The 16158-nt window shown below is 70.0% G+C and carries 20 protein-coding genes and 3 tRNA genes; 7 read left to right on the forward strand and 16 right to left on the reverse strand.

What is annotated here, in order from left to right; translation table 11 throughout:
* Window positions 1-60 precede the first annotated feature (60 nt).
* From ABT304_RS03600 to ABT304_RS03615, 4 genes are all read right to left on the reverse strand, one after another.
* Window positions 61-525: a hypothetical protein gene (locus ABT304_RS03600; RefSeq protein ID WP_350713377.1), complete on the reverse strand. Its 465-nt coding sequence runs from the start codon at window positions 523-525 to the stop codon at window positions 61-63.
* 237 nt (window positions 526-762) lie between these two features.
* Window positions 763-1569, reverse strand: coding sequence for a transcription termination/antitermination protein NusG (gene nusG / locus ABT304_RS03605; RefSeq protein ID WP_350713378.1), 807 nt, complete (start codon window positions 1567-1569; stop codon window positions 763-765).
* A gap of 62 nt (window positions 1570-1631) precedes the next feature.
* A complete protein-coding gene (gene secE / locus ABT304_RS03610) occupies window positions 1632-1907 on the reverse strand; it encodes a preprotein translocase subunit SecE (protein WP_160025598.1) in 276 nt (91 codons plus the stop codon).
* A 16-nt stretch (window positions 1908-1923) separates the two neighbouring features.
* Window positions 1924-1996: transfer RNA gene (locus tag ABT304_RS03615), tRNA-Trp, on the reverse strand.
* A 128-nt stretch (window positions 1997-2124) separates the two neighbouring features.
* Between ABT304_RS03615 and ABT304_RS03620 the strand changes: the two genes are divergently transcribed.
* The 5 genes from ABT304_RS03620 to rlmC are packed head-to-tail and all read left to right on the forward strand — an operon-like array spanning window position 2125 to window position 6714.
* Window positions 2125-3408 carry an aspartate aminotransferase type Ic gene (locus ABT304_RS03620; RefSeq protein WP_350713379.1) on the forward strand — a complete coding sequence of 428 codons (1284 nt, stop codon included), beginning with the start codon at window positions 2125-2127 and terminating at the stop codon, window positions 3406-3408.
* Window positions 3405-4469 (forward strand): adenosine deaminase, encoded by a 1065-nt coding sequence (locus ABT304_RS03625; protein WP_350713380.1) that lies wholly within the window; start codon window positions 3405-3407, stop codon window positions 4467-4469. The genes ABT304_RS03620 and ABT304_RS03625 overlap by 4 nt, the downstream gene beginning before the upstream one ends.
* Before the next feature lie 15 nt (window positions 4470-4484).
* Window positions 4485-5192 (forward strand): DUF4190 domain-containing protein, encoded by a 708-nt coding sequence (locus ABT304_RS03630; RefSeq protein ID WP_350713381.1) that lies wholly within the window; start codon window positions 4485-4487, stop codon window positions 5190-5192.
* A gap of 1 nt (window position 5193) precedes the next feature.
* Window positions 5194-5598: a DUF4190 domain-containing protein gene (locus tag ABT304_RS03635; protein WP_350713382.1), complete on the forward strand. Its 405-nt coding sequence runs from the start codon at window positions 5194-5196 to the stop codon at window positions 5596-5598.
* A gap of 3 nt (window positions 5599-5601) precedes the next feature.
* Window positions 5602-6714 (forward strand): 23S rRNA (uracil(747)-C(5))-methyltransferase RlmC, encoded by a 1113-nt coding sequence (gene rlmC / locus ABT304_RS03640; protein WP_350713383.1) that lies wholly within the window; start codon window positions 5602-5604, stop codon window positions 6712-6714.
* A 45-nt stretch (window positions 6715-6759) separates the two neighbouring features.
* Here the strand turns inward: rlmC and ABT304_RS03645 are convergent, their stop codons facing one another.
* On the reverse strand, window positions 6760-7125 hold the full coding sequence (locus ABT304_RS03645) for a DUF6223 family protein (RefSeq protein WP_350713384.1): 366 nt from the start codon (window positions 7123-7125) through the stop codon (window positions 6760-6762).
* A gap of 170 nt (window positions 7126-7295) precedes the next feature.
* Here ABT304_RS03645 and ABT304_RS03650 point away from each other — a divergent pair, with 170 nt between their 5' ends.
* Window positions 7296-8405 (forward strand): sensor histidine kinase, encoded by a 1110-nt coding sequence (locus ABT304_RS03650; protein ID WP_350713385.1) that lies wholly within the window; start codon window positions 7296-7298, stop codon window positions 8403-8405.
* Entirely contained in the window at window positions 8402-9073 is a 672-nt protein-coding gene (locus ABT304_RS03655) for a response regulator (protein WP_350713386.1), read from the forward strand. Before ABT304_RS03650 ends, ABT304_RS03655 begins: the two co-directional genes overlap by 4 nt.
* Here the strand turns inward: ABT304_RS03655 and ABT304_RS03660 are convergent.
* The 11 genes from ABT304_RS03660 to ABT304_RS03710 all read right to left on the reverse strand — a co-directional run bounded on the left by ABT304_RS03660 (window position 9051) and on the right by ABT304_RS03710 (window position 16100).
* A complete protein-coding gene (locus ABT304_RS03660) occupies window positions 9051-10067 on the reverse strand; it encodes a UDP-N-acetylmuramate dehydrogenase (protein WP_350713387.1) in 1017 nt (338 codons plus the stop codon). The genes ABT304_RS03655 and ABT304_RS03660 overlap by 23 nt on opposite strands.
* Complete coding sequence (locus ABT304_RS03665; protein ID WP_160025607.1) at window positions 10060-10458, reverse strand: MaoC/PaaZ C-terminal domain-containing protein; 399 nt, start codon at window positions 10456-10458, stop codon at window positions 10060-10062. The genes ABT304_RS03660 and ABT304_RS03665 overlap by 8 nt, the downstream gene beginning before the upstream one ends.
* On the reverse strand, window positions 10458-10865 hold the full coding sequence (locus ABT304_RS03670; RefSeq protein WP_160025608.1) for an FAS1-like dehydratase domain-containing protein: 408 nt from the start codon (window positions 10863-10865) through the stop codon (window positions 10458-10460). Before ABT304_RS03670 ends, ABT304_RS03665 begins: the two co-directional genes overlap by 1 nt.
* 219 nt (window positions 10866-11084) lie before the next feature.
* Window positions 11085-11255: a 50S ribosomal protein L33 gene (gene rpmG / locus ABT304_RS03675; protein ID WP_091042824.1), complete on the reverse strand. Its 171-nt coding sequence runs from the start codon at window positions 11253-11255 to the stop codon at window positions 11085-11087.
* Window positions 11256-11302: 47 nt separating this feature from the next.
* A tRNA-Met gene (locus ABT304_RS03680) sits at window positions 11303-11376 on the reverse strand.
* A gap of 67 nt (window positions 11377-11443) precedes the next feature.
* Window positions 11444-11516, reverse strand: a tRNA-Thr gene (locus ABT304_RS03685).
* A gap of 74 nt (window positions 11517-11590) precedes the next feature.
* Complete coding sequence (locus tag ABT304_RS03690; RefSeq protein WP_160025609.1) at window positions 11591-13021, reverse strand: amidase; 1431 nt, start codon at window positions 13019-13021, stop codon at window positions 11591-11593.
* Between the two features lie 27 nt (window positions 13022-13048).
* Window positions 13049-13726, reverse strand: coding sequence for an LrgB family protein (locus ABT304_RS03695; RefSeq protein WP_350713388.1), 678 nt, complete (start codon window positions 13724-13726; stop codon window positions 13049-13051).
* Window positions 13723-14112, reverse strand: a complete 390-nt coding sequence (locus ABT304_RS03700; protein ID WP_160025611.1) for a CidA/LrgA family protein — start codon at window positions 14110-14112, stop codon at window positions 13723-13725. Before ABT304_RS03700 ends, ABT304_RS03695 begins: the two co-directional genes overlap by 4 nt.
* Window positions 14109-15047, reverse strand: coding sequence for an ROK family protein (locus tag ABT304_RS03705; RefSeq protein WP_160025612.1), 939 nt, complete (start codon window positions 15045-15047; stop codon window positions 14109-14111). Before ABT304_RS03705 ends, ABT304_RS03700 begins: the two co-directional genes overlap by 4 nt.
* 21 nt (window positions 15048-15068) lie before the next feature.
* The gene (locus tag ABT304_RS03710; RefSeq protein ID WP_350713389.1) at window positions 15069-16100 is read right to left on the reverse strand and encodes a pirin family protein; all 1032 of its coding nucleotides are present in this window, start codon (window positions 16098-16100) and stop codon (window positions 15069-15071) included.
* Between the last annotated feature and the right edge of the window lie 58 nt (window positions 16101-16158).

Below are 16158 nucleotides of genomic sequence, written 5' to 3' on the forward strand. Positions count from 1 at the left end.
GCAATTTCCACGCACATGAACGGAGGTGGCCACCCCTGGCCGCCACAGGTCGGCCGGCGATCAGTCTCCCTTGCAAGCAGCCAACGCGTCCTCGGCCTTCGTCACCGCACCCTCGGCCGCGTCGAGCTTCTCCTCCGCAGCCGCCACAGCCTCCTCGGCCTTGGCCGCCTTGGCGGTGAGGTCGGCAGCCTTCGCGGTGGCCTCCGCAGACTTCGCCATGATGTCGGCGAACGCAGCAGCATCCTCAGCGCTGGTGCCCATACTCGCGGCGTCAGCCGCTTCGCCGACCTTGTCGGCTTCCGCTCCCGCCTTCTCAGCTGCGGCGGACGCCTTGGTGAGCACACCTTCCAGGGTCTTGACCTCGGCCCGCAGCGGCACGACTGCCGCCTCTGCGGTCGTGACCGCCGCCTCCTCCTCGAGGCATGAGGCTGCGCCCGGCTCCGATCCGGCACCGCACGCGGCAAGGAGAGGCATGATGACAGCGGCGAGCGACATCGCGATCCGAGTCCTGATGGGTACGTTCATCGTGGCTCTCTTTCAGTTCGGCGACGGCGTCGATCGGCGACCATTCGCCGCCTGCGGGACTTACCGAGACGACGCCGACCCGCAGCGTCCCAGGCAACGGGCATGCTAATCGGCCTCCATCTGCGCCGCATCGGCAAAACCAGACGTTCCCCGCGGTCGACTCCTACGCCATCCGACGGGCATCAAATGCCGAATGCCCGGGCCTCGGCCCGGGCATTCGTTCGTATCTGAGCTCGCTCAGACCTTCTCGATCTGGTTGAACGAGAGCTCGACGGGGGTCTCGCGGCCGAAGATCTCGACGAGCGCCTTGACGCGCTGGGACTCGGCGTTGAGCTCGGTGATGGTCGCGTGGAGGGTGGCGAAGGGGCCGTCGACGACGGTGACCGAGTCGCCCTCGGCGAAGTCGACGACCTCGACGGGCTTCTTGGCGGTGCCGGTGGCACCGGAGGAGGCGGTCGCGGCCTCACCGGCGGCGGCAGCCTCGGCCTCGGCCTGGGCGACGACGGCGGGAGCGAGCATGTTCTCGACCTCGGTCATCGACAGCGGCACCGGCTGGTGGCTGTGGCCGACGAAGCCGGTGACCGACGGGGTGTGGCGTACGGCCGCCCACGACTCGTCGGTGAGGTCCATCCGGACCAGCACGTAACCCGGAAGAACGGTGCGCTTGACCATCTTGCGCTGGCCGTTCTTGATCTCCGGGACCTCCTCGGTGGGGACCACGATCTCGTGGATGTAGTCCTCCATGTTGAGGGAGACGATGCGGTTCTCCAGGTTGGACTTCACCCGGTTCTCCATGCCGGAGTAGGTGTGGATCACGAACCAGTCGCCCGGCTTCGCCCACAGCTCACGGCGGAACGCCTCGAGCGGGTCGTCGTCAGCGGCCTCGGGGGCCTCGCCCTCGACGATCTCGTCGAAGGAATCCTCGGCCTCGACGGCGTCAGCGGACTCGTCGGCCTCGTCGAACTCAGCCTCTGCAGGCACGTCGGAGGCGGCCTCGGCCGTCTCGAGGACCTCGGTCTCCTCGGTGTAGTCCTGCTCAGACACGTCCTGCTCCAAACCGTTGATTGTGTGTATCGGGTGTGTTCCGCGGGCCGGGGCCCACGCGATCACGCGTCGCGGCCGCCGAACACCCAGAACATCAACTTGCCGAACCCGAGGTCAAGGCCCGCGACGATCGCCATCATGACCAGGACGAAGACCAGAACCACGATGAAGTACGTCGTGAGCTGCTGCTGCGTCGGCCAGACGACCTTGCGGAGCTCGGCCACGACCTGGCGGTAGAACGTCGGGAGACTGGTGCGCTTCTCCGTCTTCTTGTCGTTCGGAGTCGGGACTGCCTTGCTGTCCGTCACGCCGCCACCTTCTCTCGAAAACGTTTCCATCGCTGGTCCGGCTTTGCAGGGCACGAGGGACTTGAACCCCCAACCTTCGGTTTTGGAGACCGATGCTCTGCCAGTTGAGCTAGTGCCCTACGGAGGCCTGCATCAGACGCGCGGTTGAGGGCGCGGCTAACCATGTGGGAAGACCACCAACGGTGAGTCTACGCACTCGGGTTGACGCGTTCCAAACTGGGCCCTCATGACCCATAGGATTGCGGGCATGACCTCAGATCCCCGTCCCCTCGCCGAGCTCTCGCGCGAGGAACTCGAAGCGTTCGCAACGGAGCAGCGCACGGCGTACGACAACTTGGTGGCCAAGGGCCTGAAGCTGGACCTGACCCGGGGGAAGCCCTCCGCGGACCAGCTCAACCTCTCCGACGGCCTGCTCCATCTCCCCAAGTCGACGACCGCCCCGGACGGCACCGACACGCGCAACTACGGCGGCCTGGCGGGCGGCATCGAGATCCGCGAGATCTACGCCGAGCTTCTCGGCCTGGACACCGACCAGCTCATCGCCGGCGGCAACTCGAGCCTCACGATGATGCGCGACACGCTGATGTACCTGTGGCTTCACGGTGGCGTCGACAGCGAGCGGCCGTGGGGCCGGGAGGAGACGGTCAGATTCGTCTGCCCGGTGCCGGGCTACGACCGCCACTTCACGCTCCTGGAGTGGTTCGGGATCGAGATGGTGACCGTGCCGATGCACGCCGACGGCCCCGATGCCGACGCCGTCGCCGCGCTGGTCAAGGACGACCCCACGATCAAGGGCATGTGGCTGGTCCCGACCTACGCCAACCCGACCGGTGACACCACCTCGCAGGAGATCGCCGAGCGGCTCGCCTCAATGCCGACCGCGGCCCCCGACTTCAAGATCTTCTGGGACAACGCCTACGCGCTGCACCACCTGACCCCGGCCGAGACCAAGACCGCCGACGTCGTCTCGCTGGCCAACGCGGCCGGCAACCCCCACCGCCCGCTGGTCTTCGCCTCGACCTCCAAGGTCACCTACGCCGGCGCCGGCGTGGGCTTCTTCGGCGGCTCGAAGGAGAACGTCGCCTGGTGGCTGGACCACCTCAGCCACGGCGCGATCGGCCCTGACAAGGTCAACCACCTGCGGCATGCGGAGTTCTTCGGCTCCGCCGCCGGCGTACGCGAGCACATGGCCAAGCACCGCGACCTGCTCGCGCCGCGGTTCGCGGCCGTCGAGGATGCGCTCACCGACGAGCTCGGCGCGCTCGGCGTGGCGACCTGGACCAAGCCCGCCGGTGGCTACTTCGTCAGCCTCGACGTGCTCCCGGGCACCGCTACCCGGGTGATCGAGCTGGCCAAGGGTGCCGGCGTCGCGCTGACCCCGGCAGGATCGGCCTTCCCCGGGAAGCACGACCCGGAGGACACCAACATCCGGCTGGCACCGTCCTTCCCGCCGTTGGAGCAGGTCAGCGGGGCCATGGAGGTCGTCACGGTATGCGTGAAGCTGGCCGCGGCGGAGAAGCTGCTCGCGTGACTGTCGCACCGACACATGCCGACCGACGCGACCTGCGTACGCTGCCCAAGGCGCATCTGCACCTGCACTTCACCGGTGCGATGCGCCACGAGACCCTGCTCGAGCTGGCCACCCGCGACGGGATCCGGCTGCCCGACCAGCTGGTCTCGGAGTGGCCGCCGGCGCTGAGTGCGGCCGACGAGAAGGGCTGGTTCAGGTTCCAGCGTCTCTATGACGTGGCGCGCTCGGTGCTGCGCACCGAGGCGGACATCCGGCGGTTGGTCATGGAGGTCGCCGAGGACGACGTACGCGACGGCGGCAGGTGGCTCGAGATCCAGGTCGACCCGTCGGGCTATGCGGCGAAGTTCGGCGGGATCACGGCCTTCACGGATCTGGTCCTCGACGCAGTTCGCGACGCGGAGCGGGCGACCGGGCTCGGGATCGCGGTGATCATCGCCTCCAACCGCACCCGGCACCCGATGGACGCGCGCACGCTGGCGCGCCTGGCCGCGCAGTACGTCGACCACGGTGTGGTCGGCTTCGGGCTCTCCAACGACGAGCGGCGCGGGCGTACCGAGGAGTTCGACCACGCCTTCCAGATCGCCGAGAAGGCCGGTCTGCGGCTGATGCCGCACGGCGGTGAGCTGCGTGGGCCCGAGCACATCCGCACCGTGCTGCGGTCGCTGCATGCGACCCGGCTGGGTCATGGCGTACGCGCTGCCGAGGATCCGGCGCTGCTCGACGAGATCGTGCGCGCGGGCGTCGCACTGGAGGTCTGCCCGACCTCCAACGTGTCGCTCGGTGTCTACTCCGACCTGACCTCGGTGCCGCTGCCGCAGCTGCTCGACGCGGGTGCGACGGTGGCGCTGGGGGCCGATGACCCGCTGCTGTTCGGGTCCCGACTGGCGGCGCAGTACGCCACCATGCGGGCCGCTCACGAGCTCACCGACGAGACCCTCGCCGACCTGGCGCGGATGTCGATCACGGCCTCGACCGCGCCCGAGTCGACCAAGAAAGGTCTGCTCGCCGAGATCGACGACTGGATCAGCGCGCCCTCGCAACCCACGGATCCGGCAAGTTAAGACAGAATGTCGGCCATGACGAACCCGTCCGACGATCAGCCCGATCCCAACAAGCCGGCCGACGCCTCCACCCCGCCTCCGCCGACCCCGTCCGAGCCGACCCCCGACGAGGCGACCCAGGGCGACGAGACGCAGGTGGCGACTCCGCCTGCGTCGACGCCGCCTGCGCCGACCCAGCCGATGTACGGCCAGACCTACGGTGAGCAGCCGTCCAACCCCTACGGTGGCGCGACGTTCGACCAGAAGCCGCCGGTCCCGCCGACAGCCGGATACGGACAGACGCCTCCGCCGCCCGCCTACGGCGGTCAGCCGAACTACGGTGGTCAGCCGGGCTATGGTGCTCAGCCAGGCTACGGTCAGGCGCCCTACGGCGCTCCGGCTGCGTACGCCGGTCCGGTCGGCACCCCGGACTCGGGGGCGACCACGGCGATGGTCCTCGGCATCGTCGGGTTCGTGGGGTCGTTCCTCTGTGGCCTCCCCATCGTCCTCTCGCCGTTCGCCCTGTTCATGGGCCTCTCGGCCAAGAAGCGGATCGACGCGTCGGCCGGTGCTCTGACCGGCCGCGGCAACGCGCAGGCGGGCTTCATCCTCGGCCTCATCGGCACCATCCTGCTGGTGCTGAGCATCCTCGCCATCGTCATCATCGTCATCATCGGCGTCAGCGGCGGGTTCGACGACCCGGGCTACGACAGCGGCTACGAGACCTACGGCAGCGAGTTCTGAGATGACGGACACGCCCCCGCCCAGCTATCAGCCCGCACCAGCGCCCTACGGCTTCCCGCAGCCCCCTCCGCATCCCGAGGCCAACTCGGCGATGGTCCTCGGGATCGTCGGGCTGTGCCTGTCGGTCATGTGCGGCGGGATCGGCGTCTTCGTCGCACCGTTCGGATGGGTCAAGGGCAAGCGGGTGATGGCCGAGATCGACGCCAACCCGGCTGCCTACAGCGGGCGCGGCAACGCTCAGGCCGGTTTCATCACCGGCCTCATCGGGACGATCTTCGGGGCGCTCTACATGCTCTTCTGGATCGCCTACATCATCTTCATCATCGTGATGATCGTCGTCGCCTCCAACGAGACCGACAGCACGACGTTCGACAGCATCAACGCGATGCTGAGCAGCCGAATCTGACGGATGGACTGCGGCTACTTCACCTCCGGCGCCTGCCGCTCCTGCCGCTGGCTGGAGATGGCGTACGCAGACCAGCTCGCGCAGAAACAGCGGCGGGTCGCCGAGGCTCTCGGTGACGTACGTTGGGAGGAACCGGTCTCCAGCCCGGAGGCCGGTTTCCGCAACAAGGCGAAGATGGTCGTCGCCGGCTCGGTGGAGGCGCCGACGCTGGGGATCCTGTCGCACGACGGTCTCGGGGTGGACCTGCTCGCGTGCGGGCTGCACACCCCGGGCCTGCAGGCCGCGCTGCCGGTCCTCTCCCGGTTCGTCACGACCGCGCGGCTGACTCCTTACTCCGTGCCGGAGCGGCGCGGGGAGCTCAAGCACGTGATCGTCACCGAGGCGCCCGGCGGGGAGCTGATGGTGCGCTGGGTGCTGCGGTCCGCCGAGGCGCTGGCCCGGCTGCGCAAGCACCTTCCGGCTCTGCTGGACGAGCTCCCGATCGGCGTCGCCTCGGTCAACATCCAGCCGGAGCACAAGGCCGTCATCGAGGGGCCCGAGGAGATCTTCCTGACCGCCCGCGAGGCGCTCACGATGGAGGTCAACGGGATCGGTCTGCGGCTGCGGCCCCACTCGTTCTTCCAGACCAACACCGATGTCGCGGCCGCGCTCTACCGCCATGCCCGCGACCTGGTCTCCTCGGCAGCGCCGGCCTCCGTGTGGGACCTCTACTGCGGCGTCGGCGGATTCGGGCTGCACGTCGCCGCTCCGGGGCGGCAGGTGCTCGGTGTCGAGTCCAGCGAGCAGGCGGTCGAAGCGGCCGCCTCGACCGCCGCGGACCTGGGCCTGCCGGGCACCAGCTGGGTGGCCGGGGATGCGGCGGCGTACGCACTCTCGGCCGGCTCCGCGCCCGACCTGGTCATCGTCAACCCGCCGCGGCGCGGGATCGGCTCGTCGCTCGCCGGGTGGCTGGAGCAGTCGGGGGTCGAGCACGTCGTCTACTCCTCGTGCAACGTCGACACCCTGGCCCGCGACCTGCGTGACATGCCGTCGCTCCGCCCCGCCTCGGCGCGGCTGCTCGACATGTTCCCCAACACCGACCACCACGAAGTGCTCATGCTCCTCGAACGAGCCTGATGCCGAGTCGGCTCGTTCTGACGAGCCGACTCGACGAGGATCACGTCAGTTCGCGCCGACTCGGCGCGCTCTGGCCAGCGTCAGCGCGCCGAGGACGAGGCCGGTGAGGCCGAGGACGATCGCCATGCCGCCGCCGACCACACCGTTGCCGGTGCCGGGCCCGCCGTCGGCCACGAGCAGGTTGACGACGCCGACGACCAGGGCGATCGTGCCGCAGCCGAGAGCCACGACGGCGCCGTTGCGGCCACGGTTGCCGACGCCGCGTACGGCACGGGCCAGCGCGACCGCGCCGGCGACCGCGCCGGCCAGGCCGACGAACGCGGCGACCGTCGCCCACAGCCGGGCGGTGGTCAGTGTGTAGGCGCCGACGTCAGGGTCGGCGGCGCTGATGAGTACGTCGTTCAGGGACATGGAGGCTCCTTCATCGAGTTCGATCGGATGACTCGATCGTCCCGTCGACGCACGCCGGAGTCGTCCTGCCTGCGTGGACTCTTCGGAGCCGTCGCTACTGCGTACGTGGTAGCCGGATCTCCTGCGTCAGAGGGACTCGCAGGTGGCGGGCGCGGGCATATCCTGCTCGCATGGCCAGGCAGCGGATCACGGTCGGAGACTGGGTCATCGCCGCGGGTGTGGCCGTGGCCCAGCTGGCGGCTGCGCTGAGCGGCGGTCAGCCCGACTCCGGCAACGAGCTTCTCGGCTACGCCGCGCTGGTCGCGAGCGGCCTGGTCCTGGTCTTCCGGCGTCGAGCACCGGTCGCCGTGCTGGTCGCCAGCGGCGCGTGCGGGCTGGCCTTCCAGGCACTCGGGATCGACGTCGCGGTGATCGCGTTCCTGGTCGCGGTCTACGCAGCCGTGCGGGAGGGGCATCGGCTGGTCACGGTGCTCGCCGCGGTGGCGATGCAGTGCGGGCTCTTCCTGGTGGCGTACGCCTCCGTGGGCGACCTCGGCGCCGCCTCCGAGCAGGCGCGTGGAGCCCTGGAGATCGCCTGGCTGATCGCGGCAGGCGCCGCCGGCGAGGCCCTCCGGCAGGCCGAGCGGCGTGCCGACGAGGCCGAGCGCACCCGGGAGGCGGCGGCGCAGCGGCGGGCCGACGACGAGCGGCTGCACATCGCCCGCGAGCTCCACGACTCGCTCACCCACCAGATCTCGGTGATCAAGGTCCAGTCCGAGGCCGCAGTCCACGTGGCGCAGCGGCGTGGCGAGGAGGTCCCCGAGTCGCTGCTGGCGATCCGGGAGGCCGGACGCGAGGCGGCCCGCGAGCTGCGGGCCACGCTGACGGCGCTGCGCGACGACGATCCGAACCCGCCGCGGGGGCTCGAGGACGTACGCGACCTGGTCGGGTCCGCCGGATCCACCGGGCTGGACGTCACGCTGACCGTCGACGGGCAACCCGGCGCGGTGCCGGTCGCGGTGGGCCGGACGGCCTACCGGATCGTCCAGGAGGCGCTGACCAACGTGACCCGCCACGCCGCGGCCACCACCGCGTCGGTCCACATCGACCACCGACCTGACTCCCTCGGGATCCGGGTCGAGGACAACGGCACCGGCGCCCCGGCGACGACCGTGCCCGGCATCGGGCTGCTCGGGATGCGGGAGCGGGTCTCCGCCCTCGGAGGTCAGCTGCGGGCTCAGCCCCGCGAGGAGGGCGGTTTCATGGTCGAGGCACGGCTGCCGGTGGAGCGTACGTCGTGATCCGGGTTCTCCTGGTCGACGACCAGCCGCTCATCCGCAGCGGGTTCCGGGCCTTTCTCAACATCGAGGACGACATCGAGGTGGTCGCCGAGGCGGCGGACGGCGTCGAGGCGGTGGCACTCGCCCGGGAGCACCTGCCGGACGTGGCCCTGGTCGACATCCAGATGCCGGTGGCCGACGGTCTCGAGGCGACCCGGCGGATCGTCGCCGACCCCGCTCTGAGCGAGGTCCGCGTCGTGATCCTGACCAACTACGGGATGGACGAGTACGTCCTCGAGGCCCTGCGTGCCGGCGCCACCGGGTTCCTCGTCAAGGACATCCAGCCTGAGGACTTCGTGCACGCGGTCCGGGTCGCCGCACGCGGCGACGCCCTGCTCGCGCCCTCGGTCACCCGTGCGCTGATCGACCACTACGTCAGCCAGCCCTCCCCTGCCGACGCTCCCCCCGGGCTGGCCGAGCTGACCAACCGGGAGCGCGAGGCGGTCGCCCTGGTCGCCCGGGGCATGACCAACGACCAGGTCGCCGAGGCCATGGTGATCAGCGTGCTGACCGCCAAGACCCACATCAACCGGGCGATGACCAAGCTGCACGCGCGCGACCGCGCCCAGCTCGTGGTGTTCGCCTACGAGTCGGGGCTGGTCGCTCCTAGAGCTCCACGCCGAGCATGACGGGCTCGTTGACGAGCACGATCCCGTACGCCGCCTCGACCTCGTCGCGTACCTCTCTCGCCAGGGCGAGCAGGTCCTCGGTCGTGCCCTGGCCGCGGTTGGTGAGGGCGAGGGTGTGCTTCGTGGAGAGCGACACCCTCGGGTTGCCGTGGCCCTTCTTGAAGCCGGCGTGGTCGATGAGCCAGGCGGCGGAGGTCTTCACCGTGCCGTCGGGCTGGGGGTACGCCGGAGCGCCCGCAGGCACGTCCTCGGGGGCGACCACGGGGTTGGTGAAGAACGAGCCCGCCGACCAGGTGTCGTGGTCGGCCTCGTCGATGACCATGCCCTTGCTGCGACGTAGCGCCAGGACCGCCTCGCGGATCTGCTTGGACGGCACCCGGGTGCCCTGCTCGACGCCGAGGGCGCCGGCGAGCTGGGCGTACGCGATCGGAGAGCCGGTCTCGCCGTCGGTGCCGAGCCGGAAGGTGACCTCGAGGACCACGTAGCGGCCGGGTCGTTCCTTGAACCGCGACCAGCGGTAGCCGAACGCGCACTCCCCGGCGGTGAAGCTCCGCACCTCGCGGAGCTCGCGGTCGAACACCTTGACCGAGGTGATGGTCTGGGAGACGTCCTGGCCGTACGCCCCCACGTTCTGGATCGGGGTCGCGCCCACGCTGCCGGGGATGCCGGAGAGCGCCTCGACGCCACTCCAGCCCTTGTCGACCGCGGTCGTCACGAAGTCGTCCCAGGTCTCGCCGGCAGCCACCGTGACGCGTACGCCGCCCTCGAACGGCTCCGCCGCAACGCCCGTGGTCGCCAGCTTGACGACGGTGCCCGGGAAGCCGGCATCGGCGACGACCAGGTTGCTGCCGCCGCCGAGGACGAGCACGTCCTTCCCGGCCGCGTCGGCCGCGGTCACGGCCTCGATGATCTCCGCCTCGGTGGTCGCGGTGACGAACTCCGCCGCCGGGCCGCCGAGATGGAAGGTGGTGTGCTTCGCGAGAAGTTCAGACACGTACGGAGACCTTCGGCATGCCGAGGACCTTCTGGTCGCCGGAGACGACGGTCAGGGCGATCGTCGCCAGCCCGTCCTCGACCGACTTCACGGTGCCGCTGACCGTCACCGAGGTGCCCTCGTCGTCATCGGGCACGACGACCGGGTTGGTGAACTTGGCGCCGAAGTCGACGACCTCGGCACCGTCGGTCCACTCCGAGACCGCCCGGGCGACCAGAGCCATGGTGAACATGCCGTGGGCGATCACGCCGGGGAGGCCGACGGCGGTGGCGATCCGGTCGGACCAGTGGATCGGGTTGAAGTCGCCGCTCGCGCCGGCGTAGCGCACCAGCGACGCCCGGGTGACGGGGTAGGTCTTCGGGGCCAGCTCGGCGCCTGCTTCGAGTGCCATCACGCGACCTCCGCCGCTCGGTGGACCAGGGTGGCCGAGGTGGTGCACACGACCGCCCCGGACTCGTCGGTGATCTCCGAGACCGTGCCAATGATGTCGTTGCCGCCGATCTGCCGCAGCGAGGCGACGCTCAGGGTCGCGACCAGCACGTCCCCCGGCGCGATCGGCCGGGCGTACGCGAACTTCTGCTCGCCGTGCACGATCCGCGACAGCTCGACCTGGACGTCGTCCAGGAAGGCGTTCATCGCGTCGAAGGCGAGCACGATCGGGAACGTCGCCGGAACCGGGTCCCCGCTCTCCCAGCTCACACCGGTGGCGGCAGCGAACTCCCGCACCTTCTCATCGGTGACCCGATAGGGCCTGGTCGGAGGAAACGCGCGCCCTACGAGCGACCCATCAACTGCCATGCGGACAACTCTAGTGGCCCGCCGAGAAGTCGCCCGCGTCGGCCGAAGCGTCACGTAGGTCGGCCGAGTTGGCAGAGCCGTGCCAACTCGACCGACCGGGGTGACGTCTCGGCCGACGGGGGTGACGTCTCGGGAAATGACGAACGCCCCGCCTCCCGGAACTCGGGGCGGGGCGTTCGGAGCGCCGATCAGTGTCGCGCTCTACCTAGAAGACAGGCTTCAGCGGGTCTCGCGGTGCGCGGTGTGCTTGCGGCAACGCGGGCAGTACTTGTTGAGCTCGATACGGTCGGGGTCGTTCCGACGGTTCTTCTTCGAGATGTAGTTCCGCTCCTTGCACTCGGTGCAAGCGAGGGTGATCTTCGGGCGAACGTCGCTGCTCTTGCTGGCCACAGGAGTTTCCTTACGGTGCTGAATCGAGGTGATGCGGTCTTTGGCGGTAGCGGGGGCGGGGATCGAACCCGCGACCTCACGATTATGAGTCGTGCGCTCTAACCGCCTGAGCTACCCCGCCTCAACAGGAATCAGGCCCGCAGTATTCCTACTGCGGGACCTCAACCCAAGAATCCTAATGGACCCAGAGCCCCTTTACGGAATCGAACCGTAGACCTTCTCCTTACCATGGAGACGCTCTGCCGACTGAGCTAAAGGGGCGTTGCGAAAGAGAACATTACGGTAGGGGCGGCGTGCTCAACAAATCGACAGGGCCCTTCCCGCCGCCGACCGCATCATCGCAGGTCAGACGGGCCCTCGGCGCCTCGATCGGGCTCCCAGATGCGCGCGAAACCCATCGCTTCCTCGAGCTCGTAGGACAGCTCGAGCAGCATTCGCTCGCGTCCCGGCGCCGCCCCGAACATCATCCCCTGGGGCAGCCCGGCGATGGTCTGTTGAATGGGCAGTGACACCGCCGGCCCACCGGTGACGTTCTGCCACGGCGTGAACGCGACCCAGTCCATCAGCCCCTTCATGACCAGCTCGTAGACCTGGCTCGGCGCCAGCCGCCCGATCTCCGGGGTCTCGTGCGCGACCGTGGGCGTCAGGACGACGTCGTACGCCGCGTGGAACCCCTCCGCGATCGCCTGCGCCTTGCGCAGCCGGACGATGGCGGCGGGGACGTACTTGGCGTTCTTGAGCGTGTGCTGGGCGAGGCCGACCGTGAGGTTGTCGAGCCGGGTGCGGTCCCAGGTCTTGCCGCGGAGCGGGCCGGCGTTGACCAGGGCGACCGCCAGGGTCCCCCAGTAGAGGACGAAGTCGTCGGCGAAGGTCTCGGGCACCGGCGGAGGCACCGCCTCGACGGTGTGACCGAGCTCCTCCAGCACCGCCGCCGTCTTCAGCGTCAGCTCGGCGACCTCGGGACTGGCGTCGCGCCCGAGCGCACCCGTGAAGATGGCGCAGCGCAGCCGCTTCGACCCGGGGCCGGTGACGTCCCCGATCGGCGGCAGGGAGGTGTGGTGCGCCTTCTCGGCCTCCCGGAAGAAGGCGGCGGTGTCGCGTACCGAGCGGGTCAGCACACCGTCGGTGACGATCTTGAGCGGCAGCAGACCGTAGAGCGGGTCCTGGGGCAGCCGGTCGCGGGTCGGCTTGAGCCCGACCAAACCGCACGCAGCCGCCGGTATCCGGATCGAGCCACCGCCGTCGTTGCCGTGGGCGATCGGTACGGCCCCGGCGGCCACCAGCGCACCCGAACCCGCCGAGGACGCCCCGGCCACCCGGCCGGTGTCCCACGGGTTGCGCACCGCGCCGAGCCGCGCATGCTCGGCCGTGCCCGAGAACCCGAACTCAGAGAGCTGAGTCTTCCCCAGCGACAGCAGCCCGAGCTTGAAGAGCAGCTTGGTCATCTCGCCGTTGCGTGAGGCCGGCGGCATGACGTACGAGTCCGTGCCGTTCCTGGTGGGCACACCGGCGACGTCGGTGTTGTCCTTGATCAACGTCGGGACGCCGGCGAAGAAGCCGGCCCGCGGAGCACGCGCCTGGATCCGGGCCCGGTCGAAGGTGCGGTAGGCCATCGCTCCGAGCGCGGCGTCGACCGCCTCGATCCGGGCGATGGACGCCTCGACCGCCTCGAGAGTGCTGAAGTCACCGCGCCGCAGGGCCTCGGCGACCCCGACCGCGTCGAGAGTGCCGAGGACATCGTCGGAGAAGGCGTGCACTCGAGCCATGAAACCAACGTTAAGGCGTGAGCAAGGTCAGAGGAGGAAGTACGCCACCAGCGGAATCATGAGACAGGTCACCACTGCGGTGAGCCCCATCGCCAGTCCGGAGAAGGCACCCTCCACCTGGCTCTCCTCCAGCATCCGCGCGGTGCCGATCCCGTGGGAGACCGCACCGACGGCGACGCCGCGTGCGCGCGGGTCGCGGATCCGAAGCAGGGTCAGCACCCGCGGTGCGACCATCGCGGCGACGATTCCGATCACGATGGCGAAGGCCGCCGACAGCTCCGGATAGCCGCCGAGGCGCTCCGTCAGCTCGATCGTCACCGGCGTCGTCACGGCCTTCGGAGCCATCGTCCGCTCCAGCACATCGCCGCCACCGAGCCAGCGCACCAGCAGGATGCCGCTGACCATCGACACGACCGCGCCGGCGGTCAGCGCGACCAGGACAGGCGCCACCATCCCCTTCAGCCGGGCGACCTGGTGGTAGAGCGGGATCGCCAGGGCGACCGTCGCCGGTCCGAGCAGAAAGCTGATCAGCGTGGTGGCGTCGGCATAGTCGTCGTAGGTCGTGCCGCTGACCGTCAGCAGGGTGCCGACGATCACGATCGCCACCGCCACCGGCTGGGCCAGCGGCGAACGGGTCCGCGCGCGCAGCCACCGCCCGAACTCGTACGCCGCCACCGTCACGAACAGCCACAGGATGACGCTCATTCGATCTCCTCCCCCGGAGCACCTTCCGTGCCGGCCACCGACGGCACCCGGCGCAGGAACAGGGTGAGCACCCAGCCGACGACGGCCAGCCCGAGGAGCCAGGAGCCGAGCAGCGCGACGACGATCGGCAGCGCCTCGTCGCGGATGACCGCGAGGTAGGCGATCACGCCGACTCCGGCCGGGATGAAGAAGAGCTGCAGGTGGGAGAGGAAGTAGTCGCCGACCTGGATGACCGGATCGTCCTCACCGTCACGGCGCCGCAGGACGAGGACGACGAAGAGCAGCAGCATCCCGACGACGGGACCCGGCAGCGGGATCCCGGTCAGCTCGACGATCGCGGTTCCGGCCAGCTGGCACCCGAGCAGCCAGAGCAGGCCGACGATCACTGCGGGTCGGAGAGGGACTCGATCGCCATCGCGGCGCAGCCCACCAGGCCCGAGGAGTCGCCGTGGAGCTGGGCCATGAAGGTGAGCTCGCGGGTGGCGATCGGGTTGGAGCGGGCGTAGACGCTCTCGCGCACCCCGGCGGTGTATAGGTCGAAGGCGCCGGCCATGTCGCCGCCGATGACGACGACCTCCGGGTTGAGCAGGTTGACGGCCGTGGCCACGACCTCGCCGAGCTGTCGTCCGCCCTCGCGCAGCAGCCCGCGCGCGACGGCGTCACCGGCGAGCGCGGCGGCCACCAGGTCGCGTACGTGGCCTGCGGGGACCCCGGAGTCGGTCAGCCGCTGGGCGAGCGCCCAGCCGGAGGCGACGGTCTCCAGGCAGCCGGTCGAGCCGCAGCGGCAGGGCCGGTCCCCGGCCGCGTCGATGCGGGTGTGGCCGATCTCGCCGGCCGCCCCGAGCGCGCCGGTGACGACCTTGCCGTCGACGATGATGCCCATGCCGAGACCGGTCGAGGCCTTGACGACCAGGGCGTTGCGTACGGGATGGTCGGAGTTGAAGAGCTCCGAGCGCGCCAGCGCATGGGCGTCGTGGGCGAGGATCAGCGGCGCGTCGGTCAGAGCGGTGAAGTAGGGGGCCAGCTGGACTCCGTCCCAGCCGCCCATCGCCGGGGTGTCGATGCTCATCCCGAGGTCAGGATTGACCACCCCGGGCAGGCTCATCCCTATCGCCAGCACCGGCAGGTCGATCGAGGTCACCATCTTGGTCATCCGCTCGACGACCTCGGGCATCAACACCTCGGCGGAGATGCCGACCTCGTGGTCACGGGTGTCGCCGGCCAGCTCGCGTCCGGCGAGGTCGAAGACCGCCGCCTGGCTGCGGCTGCGGCCCACCGCCACGGCCAGCACGACCCCTGGGTCTGAGGATTCGTCACTCACGACTGCAGTCTAAGCACGGACCTAAGACCGCGAGCGGAGCCGGGCGTTGGGAAGCGGCGGTGCCGGGATCGGCCGCTGGTGGTTGCCCTCGACCACACCGAAGCGGCCCTCGGTCAGGTCCTGGGAGTCCTCGACCAGCTCGCCGCCACCGCGGGTGATCTGGCCCTGCCACTCCTCGCGGTAGCCGACGACCTCCTCGTGGGTGCGCCCGACGAAGTTCCACCACATGATGATCGACTCGCCGAACGGCGTACCGCCGAGGAGGAGCAGCCGGGTCCACGCCTCACCGGCCTGCAGGATCAGCGTGGTGGCGCCCGGAGGGGCGTAGGCGAGCGAGTCCTTCTCCACGTCGGCCGACGTCGGGCCGGACGCGCCGAGGCCGGTCATCGACACCTCGCCGGTGTCCACGAGTACGCCGTGCTCGAACCGCTCGTCGACCGGGATCTCGAGCCGGGTGCCGGGCTCGAGCAGGATCTCGGCGCCGAGGATCTCGGAGTGGGTCCGCACCGGCGAGGTGACGCCGAGGAGCGACCCCATGAAGACCCGCACGGTCGCCCCGTCGCGCTCGATCGGCGTGGGCACGTGGTTCTGGAACGCCGGCTCGACGTCGCGGAACTCGTCCGGCAGCGCGACCCACAGCTGCGCCCCGTGCAGCACGGTGGTCTCGGGCGTGGAGTTCTCCGAGTGGGAGATCCCGCGCCCGGCGGTCATCAGGTTGACCTCGCCCGGGCGCACCATCGCGACCGTGCCGACCGAGTCGCGGTGCTCGATCTCCCCGGTGAACAGCCAGGAGACCGTCTCCAGCCCGGTGTGCGGGTGGGGCGGCACCTCCATCCCGCCGGAGACGACGACGTCGTCGGGACCGTAGTGGTCCAGGAAGCACCACGCGCCGATCAGCGAGCGCGAGCGGGCGGGCAGGGTGCGGCGTACGTTCATCGCTCGCGGGCCACCCAGCGGGACGTCTCGCGGGGTGATGATCTGGATCTCGACGCCTTCGTCCCCGTTTCCACCGACGCACTCGACGGGGGTGGGGTGCGCGTCCAGGTTTGTCATGCCCCAACGCTACTCCGGCCGACGCGCCCCTGAACCAATACGCCGCCTCGCCATGCCG

This window comes from Nocardioides sp. NPDC000445 (assembly GCF_040300245.1).
GTDB lineage: Bacteria > Actinomycetota > Actinomycetes > Propionibacteriales > Nocardioidaceae > Nocardioides.

Bases quoted from the DNA above. Each gene is read 5' to 3' on its own strand.
- ABT304_RS03600 (WP_350713377.1), bottom strand. From the start codon at position 525: ATGAACGTACCCATCAGGACTCGGATCGCGATGTCGCTCGCCGCTGTC.
- secE (WP_160025598.1), bottom strand. From the start codon at position 1,907: ATGGAAACGTTTTCGAGAGAAGGTGGCGGCGTGACGGACAGCAAGGCA.
- ABT304_RS03620 (WP_350713379.1), top strand. From the start codon at position 2,125: ATGACCTCAGATCCCCGTCCCCTCGCCGAGCTCTCGCGCGAGGAACTC.
- ABT304_RS03630 (WP_350713381.1), top strand. From the start codon at position 4,485: ATGACGAACCCGTCCGACGATCAGCCCGATCCCAACAAGCCGGCCGAC.
- ABT304_RS03635 (WP_350713382.1), top strand. From the start codon at position 5,194: ATGACGGACACGCCCCCGCCCAGCTATCAGCCCGCACCAGCGCCCTAC.
- rlmC (WP_350713383.1), top strand. From the start codon at position 5,602: ATGGACTGCGGCTACTTCACCTCCGGCGCCTGCCGCTCCTGCCGCTGG.
- ABT304_RS03645 (WP_350713384.1), bottom strand. From the start codon at position 7,125: ATGTCCCTGAACGACGTACTCATCAGCGCCGCCGACCCTGACGTCGGC.
- ABT304_RS03650 (WP_350713385.1), top strand. From the start codon at position 7,296: ATGGCCAGGCAGCGGATCACGGTCGGAGACTGGGTCATCGCCGCGGGT.
- ABT304_RS03665 (WP_160025607.1), bottom strand. From the start codon at position 10,458: ATGGCACTCGAAGCAGGCGCCGAGCTGGCCCCGAAGACCTACCCCGTC.
- ABT304_RS03670 (WP_160025608.1), bottom strand. From the start codon at position 10,865: ATGGCAGTTGATGGGTCGCTCGTAGGGCGCGCGTTTCCTCCGACCAGG.
- ABT304_RS03690 (WP_160025609.1), bottom strand. From the start codon at position 13,021: ATGGCTCGAGTGCACGCCTTCTCCGACGATGTCCTCGGCACTCTCGAC.
- ABT304_RS03695 (WP_350713388.1), bottom strand. From the start codon at position 13,726: ATGAGCGTCATCCTGTGGCTGTTCGTGACGGTGGCGGCGTACGAGTTC.
- ABT304_RS03710 (WP_350713389.1), bottom strand. From the start codon at position 16,100: ATGACAAACCTGGACGCGCACCCCACCCCCGTCGAGTGCGTCGGTGGA.